Origin of the sequence: Massilia niabensis, from assembly GCF_042655085.1 — a bacterium.
GTDB classification, from domain to species: domain Bacteria; phylum Pseudomonadota; class Gammaproteobacteria; order Burkholderiales; family Burkholderiaceae_D; genus Telluria; species Telluria niabensis.
This window is the reverse complement of the sequence record NZ_JBHSMU010000015.1, coordinates 1319688-1342760: the sequence shown is the minus strand read 5'-3', so window position 1 is coordinate 1342760 and position 23073 is coordinate 1319688. Positions and strand designations below refer to the sequence as shown.

The 23073-nt window shown below is 64.5% G+C and carries 21 protein-coding genes; 13 read left to right on the top strand and 8 right to left on the bottom strand.

The features are described from left to right. Positions 1-25: 25 nt before the first annotated feature. The 5 genes from motB to flhD form a co-directional block, all read right to left on the bottom strand. The gene (motB, locus tag ACFPN5_RS20420) at positions 26-1009 is read right to left on the bottom strand and encodes a flagellar motor protein MotB (RefSeq protein ID WP_379785635.1); all 984 of its coding nucleotides are present in this window, start codon (positions 1007-1009) and stop codon (positions 26-28) included. Next, on the bottom strand, positions 1009-1869 hold the full coding sequence (gene motA / locus ACFPN5_RS20415; protein WP_379785634.1) for a flagellar motor stator protein MotA: 861 nt from the start codon (positions 1867-1869) through the stop codon (positions 1009-1011). Before motA ends, motB begins: the two co-directional genes overlap by 1 nt. A gap of 150 nt (positions 1870-2019) precedes the next feature. Beyond that, positions 2020-2796 carry an SAM-dependent methyltransferase gene (locus tag ACFPN5_RS20410; RefSeq protein ID WP_379785633.1) on the bottom strand — a complete coding sequence of 259 codons (777 nt, stop codon included), beginning with the start codon at positions 2794-2796 and terminating at the stop codon, positions 2020-2022. Between the two features lie 49 nt (positions 2797-2845). Continuing rightward, the gene (gene flhC, locus ACFPN5_RS20405) at positions 2846-3445 is read right to left on the bottom strand and encodes a flagellar transcriptional regulator FlhC (RefSeq protein WP_379785632.1); all 600 of its coding nucleotides are present in this window, start codon (positions 3443-3445) and stop codon (positions 2846-2848) included. A gap of 58 nt (positions 3446-3503) precedes the next feature. Beyond that, a complete protein-coding gene (gene flhD / locus ACFPN5_RS20400) occupies positions 3504-3821 on the bottom strand; it encodes a flagellar transcriptional regulator FlhD (protein ID WP_379785631.1) in 318 nt (105 codons plus the stop codon). Positions 3822-4440: 619 nt separating this feature from the next. On the opposite strand from flhD, the gene kynU reads away from it, so the two are divergent. The 4 genes from kynU (at position 4441) to ACFPN5_RS20380 (ending at position 8360) form a co-directional block, all read left to right on the top strand. Then, positions 4441-5712 carry a kynureninase gene (kynU, locus tag ACFPN5_RS20395; protein ID WP_379785630.1) on the top strand — a complete coding sequence of 424 codons (1272 nt, stop codon included), beginning with the start codon at positions 4441-4443 and terminating at the stop codon, positions 5710-5712. Positions 5713-5719: 7 nt separating this feature from the next. Next, the gene (gene kynA / locus ACFPN5_RS20390) at positions 5720-6562 is read left to right on the top strand and encodes a tryptophan 2,3-dioxygenase (RefSeq protein ID WP_379785629.1); all 843 of its coding nucleotides are present in this window, start codon (positions 5720-5722) and stop codon (positions 6560-6562) included. A gap of 39 nt (positions 6563-6601) precedes the next feature. Then, positions 6602-7147, top strand: coding sequence for an RBBP9/YdeN family alpha/beta hydrolase (locus ACFPN5_RS20385; RefSeq protein ID WP_379785628.1), 546 nt, complete (start codon positions 6602-6604; stop codon positions 7145-7147). Between the two features lie 100 nt (positions 7148-7247). Beyond that, positions 7248-8360, top strand: a complete 1113-nt coding sequence (locus ACFPN5_RS20380; RefSeq protein ID WP_379785627.1) for an acyltransferase family protein — start codon at positions 7248-7250, stop codon at positions 8358-8360. 36 nt (positions 8361-8396) lie between these two features. Here ACFPN5_RS20380 and ACFPN5_RS20375 read toward each other — a convergent pair whose 3' ends face one another. From ACFPN5_RS20375 to ACFPN5_RS20365, 3 genes are all read right to left on the bottom strand, one after another. After that, entirely contained in the window at positions 8397-10352 is a 1956-nt protein-coding gene (locus ACFPN5_RS20375; protein ID WP_379785750.1) for a metallophosphoesterase family protein, read from the bottom strand. 200 nt (positions 10353-10552) lie between these two features. Next, positions 10553-12472, bottom strand: coding sequence for a molecular chaperone HtpG (htpG, locus tag ACFPN5_RS20370; RefSeq protein WP_379785626.1), 1920 nt, complete (start codon positions 12470-12472; stop codon positions 10553-10555). A gap of 178 nt (positions 12473-12650) precedes the next feature. Next, positions 12651-13445, bottom strand: a complete 795-nt coding sequence (locus ACFPN5_RS20365) for a hypothetical protein (RefSeq protein WP_379785625.1) — start codon at positions 13443-13445, stop codon at positions 12651-12653. Between the two features lie 225 nt (positions 13446-13670). Between ACFPN5_RS20365 and ACFPN5_RS20360 the strand changes: the two genes are divergently transcribed. From ACFPN5_RS20360 to prmB, 9 genes are all read left to right on the top strand, one after another. Beyond that, complete coding sequence (locus ACFPN5_RS20360) at positions 13671-14141, top strand: RidA family protein (RefSeq protein WP_379785624.1); 471 nt, start codon at positions 13671-13673, stop codon at positions 14139-14141. A gap of 145 nt (positions 14142-14286) precedes the next feature. After that, complete coding sequence (locus tag ACFPN5_RS20355) at positions 14287-15480, top strand: aminotransferase-like domain-containing protein (protein ID WP_379785623.1); 1194 nt, start codon at positions 14287-14289, stop codon at positions 15478-15480. Between the two features lie 247 nt (positions 15481-15727). Beyond that, positions 15728-17083, top strand: a complete 1356-nt coding sequence (locus ACFPN5_RS20350; protein ID WP_379785622.1) for a diguanylate cyclase — start codon at positions 15728-15730, stop codon at positions 17081-17083. A gap of 94 nt (positions 17084-17177) precedes the next feature. Next, entirely contained in the window at positions 17178-18401 is a 1224-nt protein-coding gene (gene dapC / locus ACFPN5_RS20345; protein WP_379785621.1) for a succinyldiaminopimelate transaminase, read from the top strand. Positions 18402-18417: 16 nt separating this feature from the next. Further along, on the top strand, positions 18418-19242 hold the full coding sequence (dapD, locus tag ACFPN5_RS20340; RefSeq protein ID WP_379785620.1) for a 2,3,4,5-tetrahydropyridine-2,6-dicarboxylate N-succinyltransferase: 825 nt from the start codon (positions 18418-18420) through the stop codon (positions 19240-19242). Between the two features lie 133 nt (positions 19243-19375). Further along, the gene (locus ACFPN5_RS20335; RefSeq protein ID WP_379785619.1) at positions 19376-20512 is read left to right on the top strand and encodes a PilT/PilU family type 4a pilus ATPase; all 1137 of its coding nucleotides are present in this window, start codon (positions 19376-19378) and stop codon (positions 20510-20512) included. 134 nt (positions 20513-20646) lie between these two features. After that, positions 20647-21003 carry an ArsC family reductase gene (locus tag ACFPN5_RS20330; RefSeq protein ID WP_379785618.1) on the top strand — a complete coding sequence of 119 codons (357 nt, stop codon included), beginning with the start codon at positions 20647-20649 and terminating at the stop codon, positions 21001-21003. After that, positions 21000-22145: a succinyl-diaminopimelate desuccinylase gene (gene dapE, locus ACFPN5_RS20325; RefSeq protein WP_379785617.1), complete on the top strand. Its 1146-nt coding sequence runs from the start codon at positions 21000-21002 to the stop codon at positions 22143-22145. Before ACFPN5_RS20330 ends, dapE begins: the two co-directional genes overlap by 4 nt. A 34-nt stretch (positions 22146-22179) precedes the next feature. Continuing rightward, entirely contained in the window at positions 22180-23070 is an 891-nt protein-coding gene (gene prmB / locus ACFPN5_RS20320) for a 50S ribosomal protein L3 N(5)-glutamine methyltransferase (protein ID WP_379785616.1), read from the top strand. Positions 23071-23073 lie beyond the last annotated feature (3 nt).

The window sequence follows — 23073 nt, the reverse complement described above, 5'->3', positions numbered from 1 at the left end:
ATGGTCCTCGATTCCTGTCGCGCGCTTATTTCGTGCTACCTGTCGTCGTGCCCGGTACTGCGGCGGCGACTGCCTCGGCGGCCGCCTGGCCATCCCGGACGGGCATGTCCCGGACGGGCCTGTCCGTGCCCGGCACATCCAGGGTGGCCGCGTCACGCATGACGGCGTCCTCGGTGCGCTTGTTCATCACGATGATGCTGATGCGGCGGTTGATCGGGTTGAACGGGTCGGCGCGGTCGAGCGGCGCGGCCGCGGCCAGGCCGACCACGCGCAGGATCTTCTCGTCGGCCAGCCCTCCTACTACTAAGGCGCGCCGTGAGGCGTTGGCGCGGTCGGCCGAGAGCTCCCAGTTACTGTAACCGGCGTCGCTGAAATACGGGGTCGAATCGGTGTGGCCGGACAGGCCGATCCGGTTCGGCACGTCGTTCAGCACAAAACCCAGCACGTGCAGGATTTCGCCCGTGTACGGCTGCAGGGTCGCCTTGGCCAGCGCGAACATCGGGCGGTTCTGCTCGTCGACGATCTGGATGCGCAGGCCTTCGCTGGTGATGTCGAGCAGCAGCTGGTTCTGGTATTTTTTGAGGATCGGATTGGCCTCGATGACGGATTCGATCTTGGCCTTGAGATTCTTCAGGCGCTCACCTTCGGCGCGCTCGAGCGCGGCCTTGGCGGCCTGCAGGTCGTAGGTCTTGTTCGAGGGATCGGTGTCGCCCTTCTTCACCTGGCCGTTGCGGCGCGTGAGGTCGGTACCGCCGCCCTTGATCACCGAGGAGCTGTCGCCGGAACCGGAGCCGCCTTCCATCGCCACCTTCAGCGGGTTCTTGAAGAATTCGGAGATGCCCTCGAGGTCGCCCTTGGACGTCGAGCCGAGCAGCCACATCAGGAGGAAGAAGGCCATCATCGCCGTCACGAAGTCGGCGTAGGCGATCTTCCAGGCGCCGCCATGGTGCCCGCCAGCGGTCTTCTTGATCCGCTTGACGATAATCGGGCGCATTCCTTCGTCGGCCATTACTTGCTCTTCGATTTCTTGATGTGCTCTTCGAGCTCGGCAAAGCTCGGGCGCTCGGTCGAGTACAGCACCTTGCGGCCGAATTCGACGGCCAGGGCCGGCGCGTAGCCGTTCAGGCTGGCGAGCAGCGTGACCTTCACGCACTGGAACATCTTCGAGGATTCGTCCAGCTTCTGCTCGAGCAGGCTGGCCAGCGGCGCAACGAAGCCGTAGGCCAGCAGGATGCCGAGGAAGGTGCCGACCAGGGCTTTCGCGATCAGGATGCCGAGTTCGGCCGGCGGAATGCCGACCGATTCCATGGTGTGGACCACGCCCATGACGGCGGCGACGATACCGAAGGCCGGCAGGCCGTCACCGAGCTTGGCAATCACATGGGCCGGCACCGCGCCTTCGTGGTGGTGGGTCTCGATCTCGTTGTCCATCAGGTTTTCGATCTGGAAGGCGTCCATGTTCCCTGAGACCATCAGGCGCAGGTAGTCGGCCATGAATTCGATGACGTGATGGTCGGCCAGCACCAGCGGGTATTTCGTGAACAGGGGGCTGGCGTCGGGCGCTTCGATATCGCCTTCGATCGACATCAGGCCTTCCTTGCGCACTTTCGAGAGGACGTCGAACAGCAGCGACATCAGCTCCATGTACATTTCGCGCGTGTAGTGCGAGCCCTTGAACACCGTGGGCAGCGCCTTCATCGTCGCCTTGATCGACTTGTTATTGTTACCGACAAAGAAAGCGCCAACGGCCGCGCCGCCGATCATCAGGAGTTCGATCGGCTGGAACAGGATGGCCGCGTGCCCGCCGGCCATGATGAAGCCGCCGAACACCGAGGCGCACACAATGACGTAACCGATAATGACTAACAAATCTGCTCCAGGTGGGGACCAAGCATGGCCAGGAAGACGTTGTTTCCGAGTTAAAGTGTCTCAGAAAAAATATTTACGTGCGGAACTACTGCAGCTGAAACAATAGCTGGAGAATAGCCTACGGGCAAGTAAAAAGGCCCGGACTGTCTCCTAAAAGTGCCATATGTAAAGAGTTCGGCCCGTATCCTGTAGACAGACCGATAAGGTGGGGGGCTGGCCCTCGATGGCGAACTCGTAACTCATCAACATGCTGCCGGGTCGCATCTCGCGCCGCGCCTTCTGCCACAGCGCCGTCATGGCGGCTGGCGACAGGTAGGCAAAGACGGCGTCGAAGCTGCCGAAGTCGAGTTGCTCGTAGTCGCCGAGGATGAAACGGGCCCGGCTTGCCCTTGCGCAGGCGCGCAGCCAGCTTGCCAGCCAGGGCAGCGGCGCCAGTTCGATGCCGGTCACCTGCGCGTCGGGCCGGCGCCGGGCGAGGTCGAGCACCAGGCCGCCGAGGCCACTGCCGATGTCGATCACGCGGATCGGCCGGTCCTGCGGCAGCTGCGCGGCCACCGCGGCCCAGGCACTCTTGCCGGACGGGTAGTACGGCACCTGGGTGCGGAAGGTCGACCAGTAGAGCACCAGCATGAAGAGGAAGACGCCGAGGAACAGGGCTGGCGGCAGGTCGAGGCCACTGGTGCCGAACAGCGCCAGGGGGAACAGGAAAGCGATCGCAATCCACCATGACGCGAGGCGCCAGCGCCAGGTGAGCAAGGCGGCGAAGCCGCCCTGCAGGAGGGCGGCAAGCAGGTAGGAAGGCGAGGCGCCGGCGCGGGTCAGCAGGTAGACGCTTGCCAGGGTGAGCGCAAAGGCGGCAACCTGGCACAGCAAGGCGCGCACCGAGGGAATGCTTAATAGACGACCGAGGCGGCCGGCCGCACTCATGGCAGGCTCCGGCGCAATGCGAACATCACCAGGGAATCAGGCGCCAGGCTCAAGATCCGGGCGGGACTCCGCCTTGGCGGGCTTCGGCCTCGGCTTCAATGCGGGCGGCTTCGGCATTCGCTGCGTCCTTGGCTTTTCGCGTCTTGCCGGCGCGCGAAGGCATGTGGCACAGGCCGCAGAGGTAATCGCTGTTGAGGTCGAGCGCGTTGACGACGAACTTGCCCTTGCACTTGCCGCAAGGCGCCAGCGCCAGCATGTTGCTCTGGAAGAAACGTACCAGGGTCCAGGCGCGGGTCAGCGAGAGCAGCGGCTCTTCGCCGGGCGCGGCCGGCATCTGTTCGAGGTAGAGCTTGTAGGCTTTCATCACCGCCTGGACACCGGAAGCGCCGGCGTGTTCGACCAGGAAGTTATGGATGTTGATGAACAACGAGGAATGGATGTTCGGCTGCCAAGTCAGGAACCAGTCGGTCGAGAACGGCAGCATCCCTTTCGGGGGCGACATGCCTTTCAGTTCCTTGTACAGCTTGATCAGGCGCTCGCGCGACAGCGAGACTTCGCTTTCGAGGAGCTGCAGGCGCGCTCCCAAATTGATCAGCTCGATCGCGAGCTGGATTTCCTGCGCTTCGGATACGACGCTTTTTTTACTCATCACTGCTCCACTTCAGTCGAGGTCATCCTACACCATCGGACCGGAGCCCAGCGATCTATTAGGCAATTTCTTCAGCAGGCTGGCCGGCCATCAGGATGGCAGCGTGCGACTGCGCCAGGGCGCGGTCCTTGCTGTGGCTGGTGAGCATCGACAGGATGGCGGTGTCGTCAAAGCGGAAGCGGGCCAGCATCATGTTGCCGCCGGCGAGCTTCAGGATCTGGGCATTGCTCATGCCTTCGATCAGGTCGGCGATATCGGCCGAGATACCGAGACGGAAGATGGCGGTGACCTTGTCGCTGCGGATCATCTGCTGGGCCAGCATCAGGTAGCTCAGGTTAGCGTCCCGGATTTCAGCCATCATGTCGTTTGCAGTCATTTTCCACTCTCCGTCGATTCGTTGTTCCTGGCGCTGTGTGTGTTGCCAGTGAGATAGATTCTGACTGTACGGAAACTTTTCGGGAATCGGATAAACGCTGTATTTGGACCCCGGAAACGACGAGGTCCGCCATAGGAGTTTGTCTGACAAACCCTTGCGGATGGGGGATGCGCTCCTATGAAAAGGAGGCTGTTGCAATGATGTCGAGCGCGCCGTTTTGCTGCCCGGATTTTTCCGGCGACTCGCCCCATGTGTTGGTTTACGTCAACTACAACGGAAACTTTAGGGCTGTTCTGAACTATTTTTCAGACACGCTTCCTGGCCTTCTGACTCTTTAACGGCAGCGTCGGCGGGAACTTTAGGGTTGTTCGAAAATATTTTTGAAATATTTTTTGACCACCCTGCACTGCGCCTTCTGTACCCTTAACGGCCGGCACATCGGGAACTTTAGGGTTGTTGGCAAAATAAATTTAAAAAAATTCAAAAACAGCGATGAACCGGCATGGCTGCGTTAAAAGATAACAAGGCGTCATCGCTACCTTGTCTTGCCAAGGCCTTTTCTTGCTACACTCCCGCCCGAACGGCCCACGCGCCCTGCCGACCTCCTGACATCTTCTATATGAACGCTGACTCGACCACGTCCGACATTACCCGCGCCGACTGCCTCGCGCGCGACGCGCAAGACCCGCTCGCGCCCCTGCGCGAACGCTTCGACCTGCCGGAAGGCCTGATTTACCTGGACGGCAATTCGCTCGGCGCGCGCCCGCGCGCGGCGCTGGCCCGTGCCCATGAAGTCGTGGCGCGCGAATGGGGCCAGGACCTGATCCGCAGCTGGAACACGGCGGGCTGGTTCGACATGCCGAAACGCCTGGGCGACCGGCTGGCGCCGCTGATCGGCGCGGGGCCCGGCGAAGTCGCGGTGACCGACACCACCTCGCTCAACCTGTTCAAGGCCCTGGCGGCCGCGATCCGCATCCAGGCCGAGGGGCCGCATGCCGCACGGCGCACCATCGTGACCGAACGCAGCAACTTCCCGACCGATATCTACATGGCCGAGGGCCTGGCCGGCTGGCTCGAGCGGGGCTACCGCGTGCGCCTGGCCGACTCCGTCGAGGAACTTCCTGGAGCGATCGACGACGACTGCGCTGTCGTCATGCTCACCCACGTGAACTACCGCACCGGCTACCAGCACGACATGGCGGCCTTGACCCGCCACGCGCACGAGCGCGGCGCGCTCATCGTCTGGGACCTGGCCCACTCGGCCGGCGCGGTGCCGCTCGACCTGGGCGGCGCCGAGGCCGACTTCGCGGTCGGCTGCACCTATAAATACCTGAACGCCGGCCCCGGCGCCCCGGCCTTCATCTGGGTGCCGCAGCGCCACCAGGCGCAGTTCCAGCACCCGCTCACCGGCTGGTGGAGCCACGCGAAACCCTTCGCGATGGCGCACGGCTTTTCCCCCGTCGACGGCATCGGCCGCGCGCTGTGCGGCACCCAGCCGGTGGTGTCGCTGTCGCTCGTGGAATGCGGGCTGGAAGTGTTCGAGGAAACGAGCATGGAAGCGATCCGCGCCAAGTCGCTCGCGCTGACCGACCTCTTCATCGAGCTGGTCGAATCGACCTGCGCCGCGCACCCGCTGGGCCTGGTGACGCCGCGCGCGCATGCGCGCCGCGGCAGCCAGGTCAGCTTCACCCATCCGCATGGCTATGCGGTGATGGCGGCCCTGATCGCGCGCGGCGTGATCGGCGACTACCGCGAGCCCGAGATCATGCGCTTCGGCTTCACGCCGCTGTACACGCGCTTCGCCGACGTCTGGGATGCGGTCGCGATCCTGAAAGATATCCTCGATCGCGAGGATTACGATGTGGCCGCCACGCGCGGCGCAGTGACTTGAGGCCGGCATGAGCGACGACCAGAACAAACCCGCCGAGTGGCATGGCGCGAAAATGGATTTCAAGGAGTCGATGAGCTACGGCGACTACCTCGGCCTCGGCCAGATCCTGTCGGCCCAGCACCCGCTCTCGCCGAACCACAACGAGATGCTGTTCATCATCCAGCACCAGACCAGCGAGCTGTGGGTCAAGCTGATGCTGCACGAACTGGCGGCCGTGCGCGTGCAGCTGCGTGCCGGCGAACTCGATCCGGCCTTCAAGATGCTGGCGCGCGTGGCCCGCATCATGGACCAGCTGGTCCATGCCTGGGACGTACTGGCGACCATGACGCCATCGGAATACACGGCGATCCGGCCCTACCTCGGCGCCTCGTCCGGCTTCCAGTCGCACCAGTACCGCGAGCTCGAATTCATCCTCGGGAACAAGAACGCGGCGCTGCTGGCCGTGCACGAGAAGAACCCGCCGGCGCACGCCATCCTCGACAAGGAACTCCACACGCCGTCCGTGTACGACGAAGCCATCCAGCTGCTGGCGCGCAAGGGCTTCGGCATTTCGGAAGAACGCCTGGCGCGCGACCCGACCCTGCCGACCGTGCACGACGAATCGGTCAAGGCGGCCTGGCTCCTTGTCTACCAGGACCCGGACAAGCACTGGGGGCTGTACGAGCTGGCCGAAAAACTGGTTGACCTGGAGACAGCCTTCCGCTTCTGGCGCTTCCGCCATGTGACCACCGTCGAGCGCATCATCGGCTTCAAGACGGGTACCGGCGGCACGGCGGGCGTCAGCTATCTGCGCAAGATGCTCGATGTGGTGCTGTTTCCGGAACTGTTCGCGCTGCGCACGGCCTTGTGAGCACGCGTACAATCGGCTGACACTCAACGAGGAGGTTCCATGGATTGCGATGTTCTCATTCTGCCCGGCCTGTGGAACTCCGGGCCCCAGCACTGGCAGTCGCTGTGGCATACCCGCCATCCGGAGTGGCGCCGCCTCGAGCATCGCGACTGGAACGATCCGGGCCGTGACGAATGGGTCGCCGAACTCGACGCGGCGGTCGCCACCTGCGAGGGCGCACCGGTGCTGGTCGCGCATAGCCTGGGGTGCATCCTGGCGGCGCACTGGGCCGCCTCCGGCTCGCCGCTGCGTGCGGCCGGCGCCTTCCTGGTCGCGCCGAGCGATGTCGACGCCCCGTCCTACCCGATCGACGCCAATGGCTTCGCCCCGGTCCCGCTGGCGCCGCTGCCCTTCCCCAGCATCGTTGTCGCCAGCACCAACGATCCGTTCGTGACGCGCGAGCGCGCGCAAGCCTTTGCCGCCGCCTGGGGCAGCGCCTATGTCGAAATCGGCGACGCCGACCACGTCAATACCGATGCCGGTTACGGCGCGTGGCCGGAAGGCGAACAGATGCTGCTCGACTTCTGCACGCAGCTGCGCAAATAAGCTGCGCAAGCAAGTTGCCGAAATAACGACACTCATTGTCTTTTTCGCAGGTTGCGTTCAGGCATGGGGTATCATGGCGGCTGCATAACCAGTCACTGCCATGGCACATCCGGCCCCTCCGCTCTCTCGACCGCTGTCGCTCTACCTCGACTGCTGCCGCTTCCTCGCGGCCGTGCTGGTCGTGGCCAGCCACTTCGGGCCGTACCAGGTCATCGCCGGGCACCATGGTTCCTGGCTGCTCAATCTCGGCCGTGAATCGGTGGTGATCTTCTTCGTCCTGTCCGGTTTCGTGATCGCCTACACGACCGAACGGAAAGACGGGGGGCTGCGCGCGTATTGCGTGGCGCGCTGCACCCGCATCTACTCGGTGGCCCTGCCGATCCTGCTGCTCGCCTTTGCCGCCGGCGGCCTGCTGCTGGCAGCGGGCATCGTGCCCATGGGCGAGGTCTACCAGCTCGCCAAGCTCTGGCTCTACCTGCCCCTGCACCTGCTCTTCATGGGCGAGCTGTGGACCATTTCCGAGCCGCCGACGCTGCTGGCGCCCTACTGGTCGCTCGGCTACGAGGTCTGGTATTACGTGCTGTTCGGCGCGCTGTTCTACCTGCGCGGCCGGCGCCGCATCATCGTTGCCGCCTCGATCCTGCTGTTCATCGGCCCGAAACTGTGGCTGCTGCTGCCGGTATGGGCCAGCGGCGTACTGGTGTACCACTGGCAGAAAAGGCTGACGATCCCGCGTCCGCTCGCGCTCGCCGGATGGTGGGCGACCCTCGCCCTGCTGGTGCTGTTCAAGGAATCCGGCACGGACGCCGCGCTGCGCGCACTGGCCGATGCCACCTGGCCCTTCCCCGGCCTGCCCCTGAAAAGCGCGGACCGTTACCTGGCCGATTACGTGGTGTGCATGCTCGTCGCCGCCAACTTCCTGTGTGCCAAGAGCGCGGTCTTCTCCAGCCTGCTGCGCCTTGAAAAGCCGGTGCGCGCCCTGGCCTCGTACACCTTCACGCTGTACCTGGTGCATGCGCTGGTGATGCGGCTGTGGATGCTGTTGTATCCGCATGACCGGAACAGTGGCGTGGACGTGGCGGCGCTGGTGGTGGTGATCGGGCTTGTTACCTGGGTCGTGGGACAGGTGACGGAGCACCGCAAGGGGTGGTTCGAGGGGATCTTCAACCGGCTGGCGGCCAGGCTGCCGCAACGCGTGGCGACATCGGGCTGAAGGACGTGGACTGCGCGTGAGAACGCCTGATATATATCAGTGCTTTCCCAAGGGCTGCTCGGCAGCCTCCGCAAGGGATGCTTCCTGCTCCGGCGCCAGGAACCGGGTCGACGGCCGGCCGTCGGCGTTGTGCTGCATGATGCGCACTGGCCGCCCTTGCGCGTCGAGCCACACCTGGCCGATGCCGGCGCCGTTCCAGACGCGCTCGCCATGCCGGCGCGAATCGGGCAGGTACGGCGTGAGGGCAAGATCGCGGCGCTGGGTGAACCAGTTCAGCGGCGAGCGCGGAGAATACAGCCAGCGATTGAGGCGATCGAGCCAGTCGAGCAGGCGGCGCGGGAATTCGTTCTTGATGCCGCTGCTGCTGATCTGCCAGATATGCGGCGTGCGGTCCGAATCGCGCACCTCGACATCATAGGCGAAAGAGTAGTGCACATCGCCCGACAGGACCACGTAATTGCCCGGGGTGCGTGAGTGGCGGAAGATATTGAGCATGCTGCTGGCCGCGCCGCGATGCGCCATCCAGTTCTCGGCGTCGACGGTCAAGGCCAGGCCGGCGAAGGTGGCGACCCTTTGCACCACCTCGATCAGCTTGACCCCGAACATCGGCGTCGGCGAGACGATGACGGCGGCCGTTTCGTCCAGCAGCTCGTGCTGAAGCTCGGTCAGCGACTCCCAATCCATCAGGCCCGAGGGATGGCCGGGCCGGCGCCGGTTGCGCCAGCGCCGCGTGCGGGTATCGAGCACGATGATCGTGGGCTCCGTCCGGACGACGAAATCCCACTGGCGGAAAGACAGCAGGCGCCTGATCAGCGCATCCTGCCCTGGTGCGTCCAGCCGGTCATCGTCAGCGGCCGTGGCGGCCAGCACCGCCATATCGTCCAGCGCCGTCTCGAACACATCGGGGCGGTTGCCCCAGCCCTGGCACAGCATGTAGGCGATCAGCGCATTGCCCACGATCCGGCGCGAGAATGGGTGCTCGTAGACGGTGGTTTCCCACTTGGCCGACAGGTTCCAGTCGTCGGTGATGTCATGGTCGTCGAAGATCATCAGGGTCTGCACATGCGCCAGCAGCCGCGCGGCCTGCGGCAGGTCGCGGCAAAAGCCCGCCAGCGCCTTTGACTCGCGCCGCCAGCGGTCTGCATGTCTCGGCTCCAGCACGGGCGCCGGCGCATCCGCCACCAGCTGCCATGGCACGGGCGACCAGACCAGCAGGTACATGGCCATCACCTCGGCCAGGGTGACCAGGTGGTTGTGCGCATTGGCCGTGGTGAAGATCGGCTTTTCGCTGCCGCCGAAAAAGCGGTCGCGCAGCGCATCGTTGGACCTGAACGCAGGCAGCAGCTCTTCGCGCCGGTAGTAACTGGCCGGATGGCCGTACAGCGCCTCGCTGTCGGCGACCACCGCGCCTTCCAGGCATTCGCCATACAGGGCCAGGCGCCGGATCAGCGCGTGGATCGCCGCCAGCGTCGGGCCTGCCACATCGTCGGCATACACCTGGTCACCGCACAGCATGAGCATGGCGGGCCGCTCGTCGGGCCGCTCATCGGCTAGTTGAGCGTGATCGGCCAACAAAGCGTCGGCGCGCGCCAGGCCGTCCCGCGCGGGATGATGCGGCTTGCGGCACGAGCCATACAGGATATTGTCGCTGCGGCTGCGCAGCACCATGTTCGGCCGCGTTGCGCCGGCATGCAGCAGGTGCGGCGCCCAGTGTGCGATGCCGGCCTGGTTGCCATCGCCCTGCGTGACGAGCAAGTCGTACTCGATGATCGTGTCTTGCGGCAGCGGCTCGGGCAGTGCGACATCGATCAGGTGCACGCAGGCGTGGCGACCGACGCGTATCACGCGACAGCGGCGCGCGTCCAGGGGCAGGCGCCGGGGCGCGCCTGCCCTGGGCGCCAGCACCAGGGTCAGGTCCAGCGGCGCGCTGCCGACCAGCCAGAGCACAAGGCGGCCCGGCTCAAGGCGGCGCAGGACAGGACCGGCAAGCACGGGCGGCAGGCCCTCGGGGGAAGGAGTCGGGATCAATCGGGTGCACAATGGTTGAATGAACAAATCAGTGTAGCAGACACGCCGGACGGCTCGAGCACGCAATGGAAGCAACTAGCCTCCATTCCCGCCAACGAAATTTCCGAAATCCAGGACGAAAAAAAACCGGGCCCGCAGGCCCGGTTGTCATGTCCATCCAATGCTTATTTGGCGGTCGCCAGCAGCATCTCGTTCAGGCGCTTCACGAACGCCGCCGGATCCGCAAGGCTGCCGCCTTCGGCCAGCATCGCCTGGTCGAACAGGATGTGCGACCAGTCGGCGAAGCGGGCGCCGCTCGCGTCTTCGTACTTCAGGCGCGTCACCAGCGGGTGGTTCGGGTTGATCTCGAGGATCGGCTTCGACTCGGGCGCATTCTGGCCTGCGGCCTTGAGCATGCGCACCAGGTTCGCCGACAGCTCGTGCTCGTCCGCCACCAGGCAGGCCGGCGAGTCGGTCAGGCGGAAGGTCACGCGCACGTCCTTGGCCTTCTCCGCCAGCGCACCCTTCATCTGCTCGACCAGCTCCTTGTACTGGGTCTCGGTCTCTTCGTGTTCCTTCTTCTCGGCTTCGTCTTCCAGCTTGCCGAGGTCCAGGCCGCCCTTCGCCACCGATGCCAGTTCCTTGCCCTCGAATTCGGTCAGGAAGGACAGCATCCACTCGTCGACCCGGTCGGTCATGAGCAGCACTTCGACGCCTTTTTTACGGAAAATTTCGAGGTGCGGGCTGTTCTTCGCGGCGTTGAAGCTGTCGGCTGCGACGTAGTAAATCTTGTCCTGGCCTTCCTTCATGCGCTTGACGTAGTCCTCGAAGGACGTGGTCTGCTCGTCGGTGTCGTTCGCGGTCGACGCGAAGCGCAGCAGCTTGGCGATGCGGTCCTTGTTGGTCGCGTCCTCGCCGATGCCCTCTTTCAGCACCTGGCCGAATTCCTTCCAGAAGGTCGCGTACTTGTCCTTGCCTTCCTGCTCCTCGGCGTTCGCCATTTCCTCGAGCATGCCGAGCACGCGCTTGGTCGAGCCTTCGCGGATCACGCGCACGTCGCGCGACTCCTGCAGGATCTCGCGCGAGACGTTCAGCGGCAGGTCGTTCGAATCGATCACGCCCTTCACGAAGCGCAGGTAGGTCGGCATCAGCTGCTCGGCGTCGTCCATGATGAAGACGCGCTTCACATACAGCTTGATCCCGCCGCGCTTGTTGCGGTCCCACAGGTCGAACGGGGCGTGGCTCGGCACGTACAGCAGCTGGGTGTACTCGCTGCGGCCTTCCACCCGGTTGTGGGTGTAGGCGAGCGGCTCCTGGAAGTCGTGCGAGACGTGCTTGTAGAACTCGTCGTACTGCTCTTTCGTGACCTCCGACCGGTTGCGGGCCCACAGGGCGCTGGCCTGGTTGACGGTTTCGACCTCATCCTTGACGACGGTCTGCTTCTTCTCTTCGTCCCACTCTTCCTTCTGCATGACGATCGGCAGCGAGATGTGGTCGGAGTACTTGCGGATGATCGACTTCAGCTTCCAGCTCGAGAGCAGCTCTTCTTCGCCGGCACGCAGGTGCAGGATGACGTCAGTGCCGCGGCTCGGCTTTTCGATCGTTTCGATGCTGTAGTCGCCCTCGCCGGCCGACTCCCAGCGCACGCCGTCGGAAACGAAGGCGCCGGCGCGGCGGGTGTTGACGATGATTTTCTCGGCGACGATGAAGCCCGAGTAGAAGCCCACGCCGAACTGCCCGATCAGGGCCGCGTCATGCTGCTGGTCGCCCGAGAGCTTGCTGAAGAATTCCTTGGTGCCCGACTTGGCGATGGTGCCCAGGTGCGAAATGACTTCGTCGCGGCTCATGCCGATGCCGTTGTCGGAAATCGTGATCGTGCGCGCGTCCTTGTCGAAGCTCACGCGGATCTTGAGCTCATGGTCGTTGCCATACAGGGCGTCGTTATTGATCGCCTCGAAGCGCAGCTTGTCGGCCGCGTCGGATGCGTTCGAAATCAACTCGCGCAGGAAGATTTCCTTGTTCGAATACAAGGAGTGAATCATCAGTTGCAACAGCTGTTTTACTTCAGCTTGAAAGCCAAGGGTCTCTTTTTCGGCAGCAGCCATCTTATTCCTCGTGGTAGAGCGGTTTGAAATACGCGGTTTGAATGAAAGTTGAACGGACTGCAGCAATATTGGGGATAGTGCCACGGGTTTCAAGAGGTCTGTTATACAAGAAATCTTGCAAAACCTTCAACACGGCACGGAACAGCAATCGTATGGGTCCGCAGGGTCGGCCGGACCCTCATGCCTTCGCCGGGGCGGCAGGCGCCGGCGCGCTTGAACCCAGTACGCGGCGCGCGGCCAGGTGCACGGCCAGCGCGCAGCCCAGCGCCAATCCGAAGGCCGGCGCCAGCGCCCCTTCGCGCAGTTGCAGCGCCAGCACGGCGCAGAACACGGAAAACCCGAAATACCCGGTCACCATGCCGCGCAACAGGGCGACCGCATTACCGCGCCCCAGGCTGGCATGGGCAAAGCCGACCAGCACGGTGCTCATGACCGGGAACATGGCGAAGAAGCCGGAGAGGCGCGCACCCAGCTGCGCCGCGCCGGTAGTGACGGCAAAAACGAGCACGGCGCCGGCCAGCATGCGCCACGGCAGGTCGCTGCGGCGCGGGGAACTTGCCGCAACCGAAGGCGCAACGCCCGGGAACAGCCGGGTAGCCGCCAGCAGCGCGCACCAGACGAGCACGAACGCGCCCGCCAGTGGCAGCGACAAGGCTTGCAGGGCGGCCACTGCCATCCCATAGGCGAGCAGCGCCAGCGCCATCGACCCTGCCACGCCAAAGCGCATCGCAGCCCACGCGTAAGCAACGCTGAACACGAGAAGCGCCACGACCGCCAGCAGCGTGCCCTCGGCTGCATGTGCGGCGAATTCCGGCCCCTGCTCGAGCGTGAGGGCAAACAGGATCGGACCGGCCACGATTGGAAAGGCGGACAGCCAGCCGGCCACGCCGGGACCCCAGCGCCTGCCGGCCAGGGTGACGAGCCAGATCAGGATGGGAACCAGGAATAACTTCAGCGCGAATACCATGCTCATCTGTGCGACCCGTCGATGCCGCGTCGCGGCGATCCCGAATGATACCACTGGGCAATGCCAAACTGATAACAGCTTGCAGGCCCGCGGCACCCCGCTTCGATGACCTGGAGGCAAGGGGCAGGCAAAATGACGGCGCTTGTCGATGGAACCGCTTGCCGCGCCAGTGTGTCCATCCCGGCTGGCAAGTCGTACAATACCGGCTTCATCTACCGCATTGGAAATTCCATGTCCGTCTACGACAAACTCAAAGAACTGAACATCACCCTGCAACCTGCCGCCGCCCCGGTGGCCGCCTACGTCATGTATGTCCAGACCGGCAACCTGGTCTTCATCTCGGGCCACATCGCCAAGAATGCGGACGGCTCGGTCAATGTCGGCCAGCTGGGCAAGGACAAGACCACTGCGGAAGGCCAGGCGGCGGCGCGCGCGATCGCGATCGACCTGATGGGCACCCTGCAGGACGCCTGCGGCGGCGACCTGAGCCGCGTCAAGCGCATCGTCAAGCTGATGAGCCTTGTGAACTCGACGCCTGACTACATCGAGCAGCACCTGGTCACCAACGGCGCCTCGGAACTGTTCGGCGAAGTCTTCGGCGATGCCGGCAAGCACGCCCGTTCGGCCTTCGGCGTGGCGCAGTGCCCGCGCGGCGCCTGCGTCGAGATCGACATGATCGTTGAGGTGGCCGAAGCCGCTTAAGCAGCAGTCAGGAAAATGCATCACGGGGCCGGGCTACCCGCCCGGCCCTCTCGCGGCCGACAGGCCGGCGGCCTACCAGGCCTCCGGACTGTCGGCTTACCTTCATCGCCAGGTTCGGCCGGCGGTTCTTTCCAGTGAGATCAGCATGACCATCGAACAATCCCGTCCCATGCAGTGGCAGTTTTCCGAACGCGCACAAGGGCTGCAAAGCTCGTTCATCCGCGAAATCCTGAAGATCACCCAGCGTCCCGAGATCATTTCGTTTGCCGGCGGCCTGCCCTCGCCCGCGACCTTCCCGGTCGAGCGCATGAAGGCCGCTTACGACAAGGTGCTGTCGGAAACAGGAAAAGTCGCGCTGCAGTACGGCCCGACCGACGGCTACGCCCCGCTGCGCGAATGGATCGCGCACTCCCTGTCCACTGAAGGCACGAAGATCCTGCCCGAGCAGATCCTGATGGTGTCGGGCTCGCAGCAGGCCCTCGACCTGATCGGCAAGGTCCTGATCGACGAAGGCAGCCGTGTGCTGGTCGAAACCCCGAGCTACCTGGGCGCGCTGCAGGCCTTCTCGGTGTACCGTCCCGAATTCGCCTCGGTCGCCACCGACGACGACGGCCTGGTGCCATCCTCGATCGCGCGCGTGGCCGACGGCGCCCGCCTTCTGTACTCGCTGCCGAACTTCCAGAACCCGACCGGCCGTTCGCTGTCGATCGCGCGCCGCCGCGAGCTGGTCGACACCTGCGCCAATCTCGGCCTGCCGCTGATCGAGGACGATCCCTACGGCGCGCTGTCGTACCGGGGCGAACCGATGCCGAAGATGGTGGCGATGAACCCGGACGGCGTCATCTACATGGGGTCGTTCTCGAAAGTGCTCACCCCCGGCATCCGCCTTGGCTACGTATGCGCCCCGCTGCCGCTGGTGCGCCGCCTGGAACTGGCCAAGCAGGCGGCCGACCTGCACACCGCCCAGCTCACGCAGATGGTCGTGCACGAAGTGGTGAAGAACGGTTTCCTGGACGAGCACATCCCGACCATCCGCACGCTCTACGGCAGCCAGTGCCAGGCCATGCTCGACGCGATGGCCGAGCACTTCCCCGCTTCGGTGTCCTGGACCAAGCCCGAGGGCGGCATGTTCATCTGGGTGACGCTGCCGAAGTCGATCGACGCCATGAAACTGCTCGACCAGGCAATTGCCGCGCGTGTCGCCTTCGTGCCGGGCGCGCCGTTCTACGCCAACGATCCGGAAACGAACACGCTGCGCCTGTCCTTCGTGACGGTGCCGCCCGAGCGCATCCGCGAAGGCATCGCCATCCTGGGCAAGCTGATCACCCCGCACTTATAAAAGCCGGGCTGCCGCACGGTCACGGGCGCAAGGCGCGTGACCGGGTGGCTCCTTTCCCCTTTTTATGCAGTGTAAATGAATGCGATTGTTGCCACAAAGAAATACCAGCAGTCACCCCGCTTTGCTCGTCTTATGGTTGTGGCGCTGCAACAGCAAAGACTAGCTTTCTGGCAACAAAAGTTACCTCTCGCGGCCACATCGGGTTATGATTTTGTACGAGATCAACCCGTCCTGCGACGCCAACGCGATGCCTACTCTAGTCCCAGCACCAGCTGCCACGCGACAGGCCGCCGTCCTGATCGTCGACGACGCGCCGGCGCACCTGGGTGCGCTGCGCTCGATGATGCTGGAGCAGGGCTACCAGACGTTTGTTGCCAACACGGGCGAGCGCGCGCTTGAAATCGCCCGGCGCGCCCTGCCCGACCTGATCCTGCTCGACATCGTCCTGCCCGGCATGGACGGCATGGAAGTATGCCGCCGCCTGAAGGCGGACCCGGTGACGAGCAACATCCCCGTCATCTTCATGAGTGCGCGCACCGGGACCGACGACATCGTCGCCGGCTTCGACATCGGCGCGGCCGACTACATCGCCAAGCCCCTGCGCCTGGCCGAAGTGTGCGCACGGGTGCGCGTCCAGCTGCAGTTCCGCCGCACCGCGCTGTCGCAACAGCAGCAGAACGAGCGCCTGCGCCTGATCGTCAACAGCATGGACGAAGGGCTGATGATGATCGAAGCGAGCGGGCGCATCCAGTACGCCAACCCGGCCTGCAACCGCTACCTCGGCTACGCGCAGGGCGAACTGGCCGGCCGTTCGATCCGCGACCTGCTGGCGCCCCCGCTGGCGCAGGAATACCTGGAATTCTTCAGCCAGGCCGAGGCCGGCCCGGGGGCGCCGGTCTGGCGCGGCGCGCGCGAAGTGCTGATCCGCCAGCGCGACGGCATCCTGCGCGCGATGGACCTCACGCTCACGCCCATGGGGACCGAACAGCCGACCTTCATCGCGCTACTGCATGACATTACCCACCACAAGCAGTCGGAAAACGCCCTGCAGCGCGCGGCCCTGCTCGACCCGCTGACCAAGATCGCCAACCGGCGCCATTTCGACAGCTTCCTCGAAAAGGAATGGCAGCGCGCGATCCGCTCGAGCCAGCCGCTGTCCCTGATCGTGCTCGACGTCGACCACTTCAAGGGTTACAACGACAGCCTCGGCCACGCCGCCGGCGACGCCTGCCTGCAGCAGGTGGCGATGGCGCTGCAGTCGCACGCGCTGCGCGCCACCGACCTGGCCGCGCGCTACGGCGGCGAGGAATTCGTGCTGCTGTTCGGCGAAACCGGGCATGACGCTGCCTGTACGATCGGCGAGGCGATCCGCGCCCACATCGAATCGCTGAACATCCTGAACCCGCGCTCGACCACCTCGCCCTGGGTCACCGCCAGCCTCGGCATCTCGACCATCGTGCCGACCCAGCTCGACGACATCAAGGAATTCTTCGTCTCCGCCGACCGCGCCATGTACGCCGTCAAGGAGGCCGGCCGCAACGGCATGCGCGCCGTGCAGACGGGCGCCACGCTCGAACTCATCCAGGCCGCGCTGCAGTCCTAGGACCGTATCCATTGGTGCGCGCCCCGGCACCGGCGGCAACCGGTGTTATCGGCGCTATAATGGATCTTTTCGCACTGCCCTTCCTGGTACCGACGTGAATCCACACCTCGACAAACTGCACCCCTACCCGTTCGAAAAGCTGCGCGAACTGTTCGCCGGCGTGACGCCGAACGCCGACCTTGCCCCGATCAGCCTCGGCATCGGGGAACCGAAACATCCGACGCCCCCGTTCATCGAGAAAGCCCTGATGCACGCCGTGGGCGGCCTGTCGAACTATCCGAGCACGGTCGGCGGCGAACCGCTGCGCGCGGCGATCGCCGGCTGGCTCGAGCGCCGCTACGGCGTGCCCGCGCTCGACCCGGCCACGATGGTGCTGCCGGTGAATGGCTCGCGCGAAGCCCTGTTCGCCATCGCCCACTCGGTCGTGGACGCCAGCCGTCCGGATGCGCTAGTGCTGTGCCCGAACCCGTTCTACCAGATCTACGAAGGCGCGGCCTACCTCGCCGGCGCCACCCCGTATTTCGTCAACTCCGACCCGGCGCGCAACTTCGCCTGCGACTACGCCACGGTGCCGCACGACGTATGGGAGCGCGTGCAGCTGCTTTATGTCTGCTCGCCCGGCAACCCGACCGGCGCCGTGCTGGGGCTGGACGACTGGCGCGAGCTGTTCGCCCTTGCCGACCGCCACGACTTCGTGATCGCGGCCGACGAATGCTATTCCGAAATCTACTCCGCATCGATGCCGCCGCTGGGCGCCCTCGAAGCGGCGCACCAGCTCGGCCGCAGTGGCGGCAGCCGCCCGTACGCCAACCTGATCGTGTTCTCGAGCCTGTCGAAGCGCTCGAACGTGCCGGGCATGCGCTCGGGTTTCGTCGCCGGCGACCCGCAGGTGCTGAAGAAATTCCTGCTCTACCGCACCTACTCGGGCGGCGCCATGTCGCCGACCGTGCAGGCGGCCTCGATCGCGGCCTGGGGCGACGAGACCCACGTGCACGACAACCGCACCCTGTACCGCGAAAAGTTCACCCTCATCACGCCGCTGCTGCGCGAGGTGATGGACGTCGAGCTGCCCGACGCCGGCTTTTATCTGTGGGCCGACGTGCGCCGCACCGGTCTGTCGGATACCGACTTCGCACGCCGGCTGTACGCCGAATATAATGTGACGGTTTTGCCCGGTTCCTACCTCGCGCGCGACGCGCACGGGACCAATCCGGGCCGCAACCACATCCGCATGGCGCTGGTGGCCGGCGTCGACGAAGGGCTGGAAGCGGCCAATCGCATCGTGCAGTTCTGCCAGTCCCTGCGCAACGAATCCTGAAAACGAGATCATCATCATGACCCAACAACTCCAGAACATCATCGACACCGCCTGGGAACAGCGCGCCGAGATCAGCCCATCGAACGCCAGCGCGGAAGTGCGCGACGCCGTTGCCCACGTCATTGCGGGCCTCGATGCCGGCACCCTGCGCGTGGCGCAGAAGAGCGGCGCCGAGTGGCTGGTGAACCAGTGGATCAAGAAGGCCGTGCTGCTGTCGTTCCGCCTCGAGAACAACGTCATCGTCAACGGCGGCGATGTCCAATATTTCGACAAGGTCCCGACCAAGTTCGCCGACTACACCGCCGAAGATTTCACCAAGGGGGGATTTCGCGTGGTGCCGCCGGCAGTCGCCCGCCGCGGCTCCTTCATCGGCAAGAACGTGGTCCTGATGCCGTCCTACGTCAACATCGGCGCCTATGTCGATGAAGGCGCGATGGTCGACACCTGGGCCACGGTCGGTTCCTGCGCCCAGATCGGCAAGAACGTGCACCTGTCGGGCGGCGTCGGCATCGGCGGCGTGCTCGAACCGATGCAGGCCAATCCGACCATCATCGAAGACAACTGCTTCATCGGCGCGCGCTCGGAAATCGTCGAAGGCGTGATCGTCGAAGAGAACTCGGTGATCTCGATGGGCGTGTACATCGGTCAGTCGACCAAGATCTACAACCGCGAAACCGGCGAAGTAAGCTACGGCCGCGTGCCGGCCGGTTCGGTCGTCGTGTCGGGCAACCTGCCTTCGCCGGACGGCAAGTACAGCCTGTACTGCGCCGTGATCGTCAAGCAGGTCGATGCCAAGACGCGGGCGAAGACGGGGATCAACGAGCTGCTGCGCGGGATTTAAGTCGCGCACATCGGCTGCTCGACGGCTGGTTGAACGCGTGGAGTAGTTCAGGCCGGGGGCCTGAACTACGAGCCGTCCACCCTACCGCCCGCACCGCCGCACCATCAAAAGCACCACCCGGGAGACACAGCCAATGGCCATGGACCGCCTGTTCCAGCTCATGAAAGAAAAAAACGCGTCGGACATGTTCTTCGCTGTCAATTCTCCCGTCCACATCAAGATCAACGGGAACCTCATCCCGATCAACCAGCACAAGCTCGACCCGGACAACATCGCCTCGCTGCTGGCCGAAATCACCACGCCCGAGCAGCTGGAAGAACTGGAACGCGAAAACGAGCTGAACATGGGCATCTCGGTGCCCAACCTCGGCCGTTTCCGCCTGTCGGCCTTCCGCCAGCGCGGCAGCATCTCGGCCGTGTTCCGCTTCGTGCCGGCGACCATCCCGCCGCTGGGCGAACTCGGCCTGCCGCCCGTGCTCGCCGAACTCATCATGGAAAAGCGCGGGCTGCTGCTGGTCGTGGGCGCCACCGGCTCGGGCAAGTCGACCACCATTGCCTCGATGCTCGACTACCGCAACGAGCACCGCACCGGCCATATCCTGACGCTGGAAGACCCGATCGAATACCTGTTCAAGAACAAGAAATCGATCGTCAACCAGCGCGAAATCGGCAGTGACGCACTCGACTTCCAGCTTGCCCTGCGCAACAGCCTGCGCCAGGCGCCCGACGTGATCCTGATTGGTGAAATCCGCGACCAGGCGACGATGGGTGCCGCGCTGGCCTACGCCCAGTCCGGCCACCTCGTGGTCGCGACCCTGCACGCGAACAACAGCTACAACGCACTGAACCGCATCATCGGCTTCTACCCGGTTGAGAACCGCCCTGCCCTGCTGCAGGACCTGGCCTCGGCGACCCGCGCCATCGTCTCCCAGCGCCTCGTGAAGGCCGCGGCCGGCGGCACGCGCCAGCCGGCGGTTGAAATCATGCTGAATACCCGCTACATCGCCGACCTCATCGAAAAAGGCGAACTCAGCCAGATCAAGGAAGCGATGGACAAGAGCCTGTCGCCGGGCTCGCAGTCCTTCGAGGCGGCCCTGCTGCAGATGGTGCAAGTGGGACTGGTAACGCAGGAAGAGGCGCTGGCGAATGCCGACTCGGCGACGAACCTGCTCTGGCTGCTCAACAACGGGGCTGGGCAAGGGGTGGAAGACCAGCAGAATAAGTCGGACGAGCCGACCACGACATTTACCGAGTTTACGCTCAATACCTGAGTACCTAAGGCGCTCCGCCACCCGTCCCGCACCCCGTTCACGATCCCGCTAAGGCGGGATGGCTGTGCTATTCTCGCCTCTTCCCGAACGACCGCACCCTGGCAACCACGAGTTGCCTCGCATCATTTACGCCCATGACCAAGACCCTCTACGGTATTCCCAACTGCGACACCGTCAAGAAAGCCCGCACTTGGCTGGCAGAGAACGGCATCGAGTTCACCTTCCACGATTTCAAAAAACAGGGCCTGGACCGCGAGACGGCCGCCCGCTGGCTCGAGCAGCTCGACTGGGAGGCCCTGGTCAACCGCAAGGGCACGACCTGGCGCAATTTACCGGACGAGCGCAAGGCGGCGGTTGTCGACAAGGCCAGTGCGCTGGAACTGATGCTGGAACACACCTCGGTCATCAAGCGCCCGGTGTTCGAAGGCGACGGCGCGCTGGCGGCGGGTTTCAGCCCGGATGCCTATGGTCGCCTGACGGGGGCTGCATGATCGTCAAGCACTCGCGCACCCAGGACCTGTCCGCCGAACTGATCGCCCTTGATTCGATCACGCCCAACGACAAGGGCTGCCAGCAGCGCCTTGTCGAGCTGCTGGCGCCGCTGGGTTTCCGCTGCGAGCGCATCGAATCGAACGGCGTCACCAATTTGTGGGCGCGCAGGGGCAGCGAGGCGCCGCTGTTCGTCTTTGCCGGCCACACCGACGTCGTGCCGACCGGCCCCGTGCACCAGTGGACTTCCGAGCCCTTCGCGCCGACCGTGCGTGACGGCAAGCTCTATGGCCGCGGCGCGGCCGACATGAAGACCTCGATCGCGGCGATGGTCGTCGCCTGCGAGGAATTCGTGGCCGTCCACCCTGATCACAAGGGCTCGATTGCCTTCCTGATCACGAGCGACGAGGAAGGCCCGGCCACCGACGGCACCGCAATCGTCTGCGACATGCTGGAAGAACGCGGCGAGACACTCGATTACTGCCTGGTCGGCGAGCCCACCTCGGCCCACATCCTGGGCGACATGATCAAGAACGGGCGGCGCGGTTCGCTCTCGGGCCACCTCGTCATCAAGGGCATGCAGGGCCATATCGCCTACCCGCACCTGGCACGCAACCCGATCCACCAGGCCGCGCCGGCACTGGCCGAGCTGTCCGCCGAAGTCTGGGACGAGGGCAACGAGTACTACGCGCCGACGAGCTGGCAGGTCTCGAACATCCATGCCGGCACCGGCGCCAACAACGTCATTCCCGGCCAGCTGACGCTCGAATTCAACTTCCGCTTCTCGACCGCCAGCACCGCCGAGGGCCTGGAAGCGCGCGTGCACGCCGTCCTCGACCGCCACGGCCTCGACTACGATCTGCAATGGACGCTGTCTGGCCTGCCCTTCCTGACGCCGAAGGGCACGCTGTCGGAAGCCGTGTGCAGCGCGATTGTCGACGAAACGGGCGTGGCGACCGAATTGTCGACCACGGGCGGGACCTCGGATGGTCGCTTCATCGCCCGCATCTGCCCCCAGGTGATAGAATTCGGCCCACCAAACGCCAGCATCCACAAGATCGACGAGCACGTCGAGCTGCGCTTCATCGACCCGCTCAAGAATATCTACCGCCGGACGCTGGAAAACCTGCTGGCCCGCGGCTAGAACAGAAATAAGACTAATCAAGCGAGGATAAGCCATGACCACGACCACTTTCAGCACCCCGCGCGACCTGCTGCGCTATGCCGTCACCCGCTTCAACGCCGCTAGGCTGTTCTTCGGCCACGGCAGCGCCGAGGCCTTCGACGAAGCGGCCTACCTGGTCCTGCACACCCTGAAGCTGCCGCTCGACCGCCTCGAGCCCTTCCTCGACGCCAAGCTGCTGCCGGAAGAAGTGCTGCAGGTGCTGGCCGTGATCGAGCGCCGCACGACCGAACGCGTGCCGGCCGCCTACATCACCAACGAAGCCTGGCTCGGCACCTATGCCTTCTATGTCGACGAGCGCGTGCTGGTGCCGCGCTCCTTCATCGCCGAGCTGATCCCGAATTACTTCAGCCCCTGGGTGCAGGATCCGTTCGCCGTCGAAAACGTGCTCGAATTGTGCACCGGCTCCGGCTGCCTGGCGATCATGCTGGCCGACGTATTCCAGAATGCGGTGGTCGATGCGGTCGACATCTCGCAGGACGCGCTGGCCGTGGCCGAGCGTAACATCCGCGACTACAAGCTCGAGGGCCGCGTCAACCCGATCGCCTCCGACCTGTACGAGAACGTGCCCTTCAAGAAGTACGACCTGATCGTCACCAACCCGCCGTACGTCAACGCGGACTCGATGGCCAAGCTGCCGCCGGAATACCTGCGCGAGCCGCAGATCGCCCTGCATGGCGGCGCGGACGGCATGGACCTGGTGCGCCAGATCGTCGCCGGCGCCGCCGAACGCCTCACCCCCGAAGGCATCCTGGTCGTCGAGATCGGTAATGAAGCCGAATACGCCGAAGCCGCCTTCGGCCACCTGGGCCTGACCTGGCTCACTACCAGCGCCGGCGACGAGGCAGTATTCCTGCTCACCGCCGAGCAGCTCCAGAACGCTTAACAA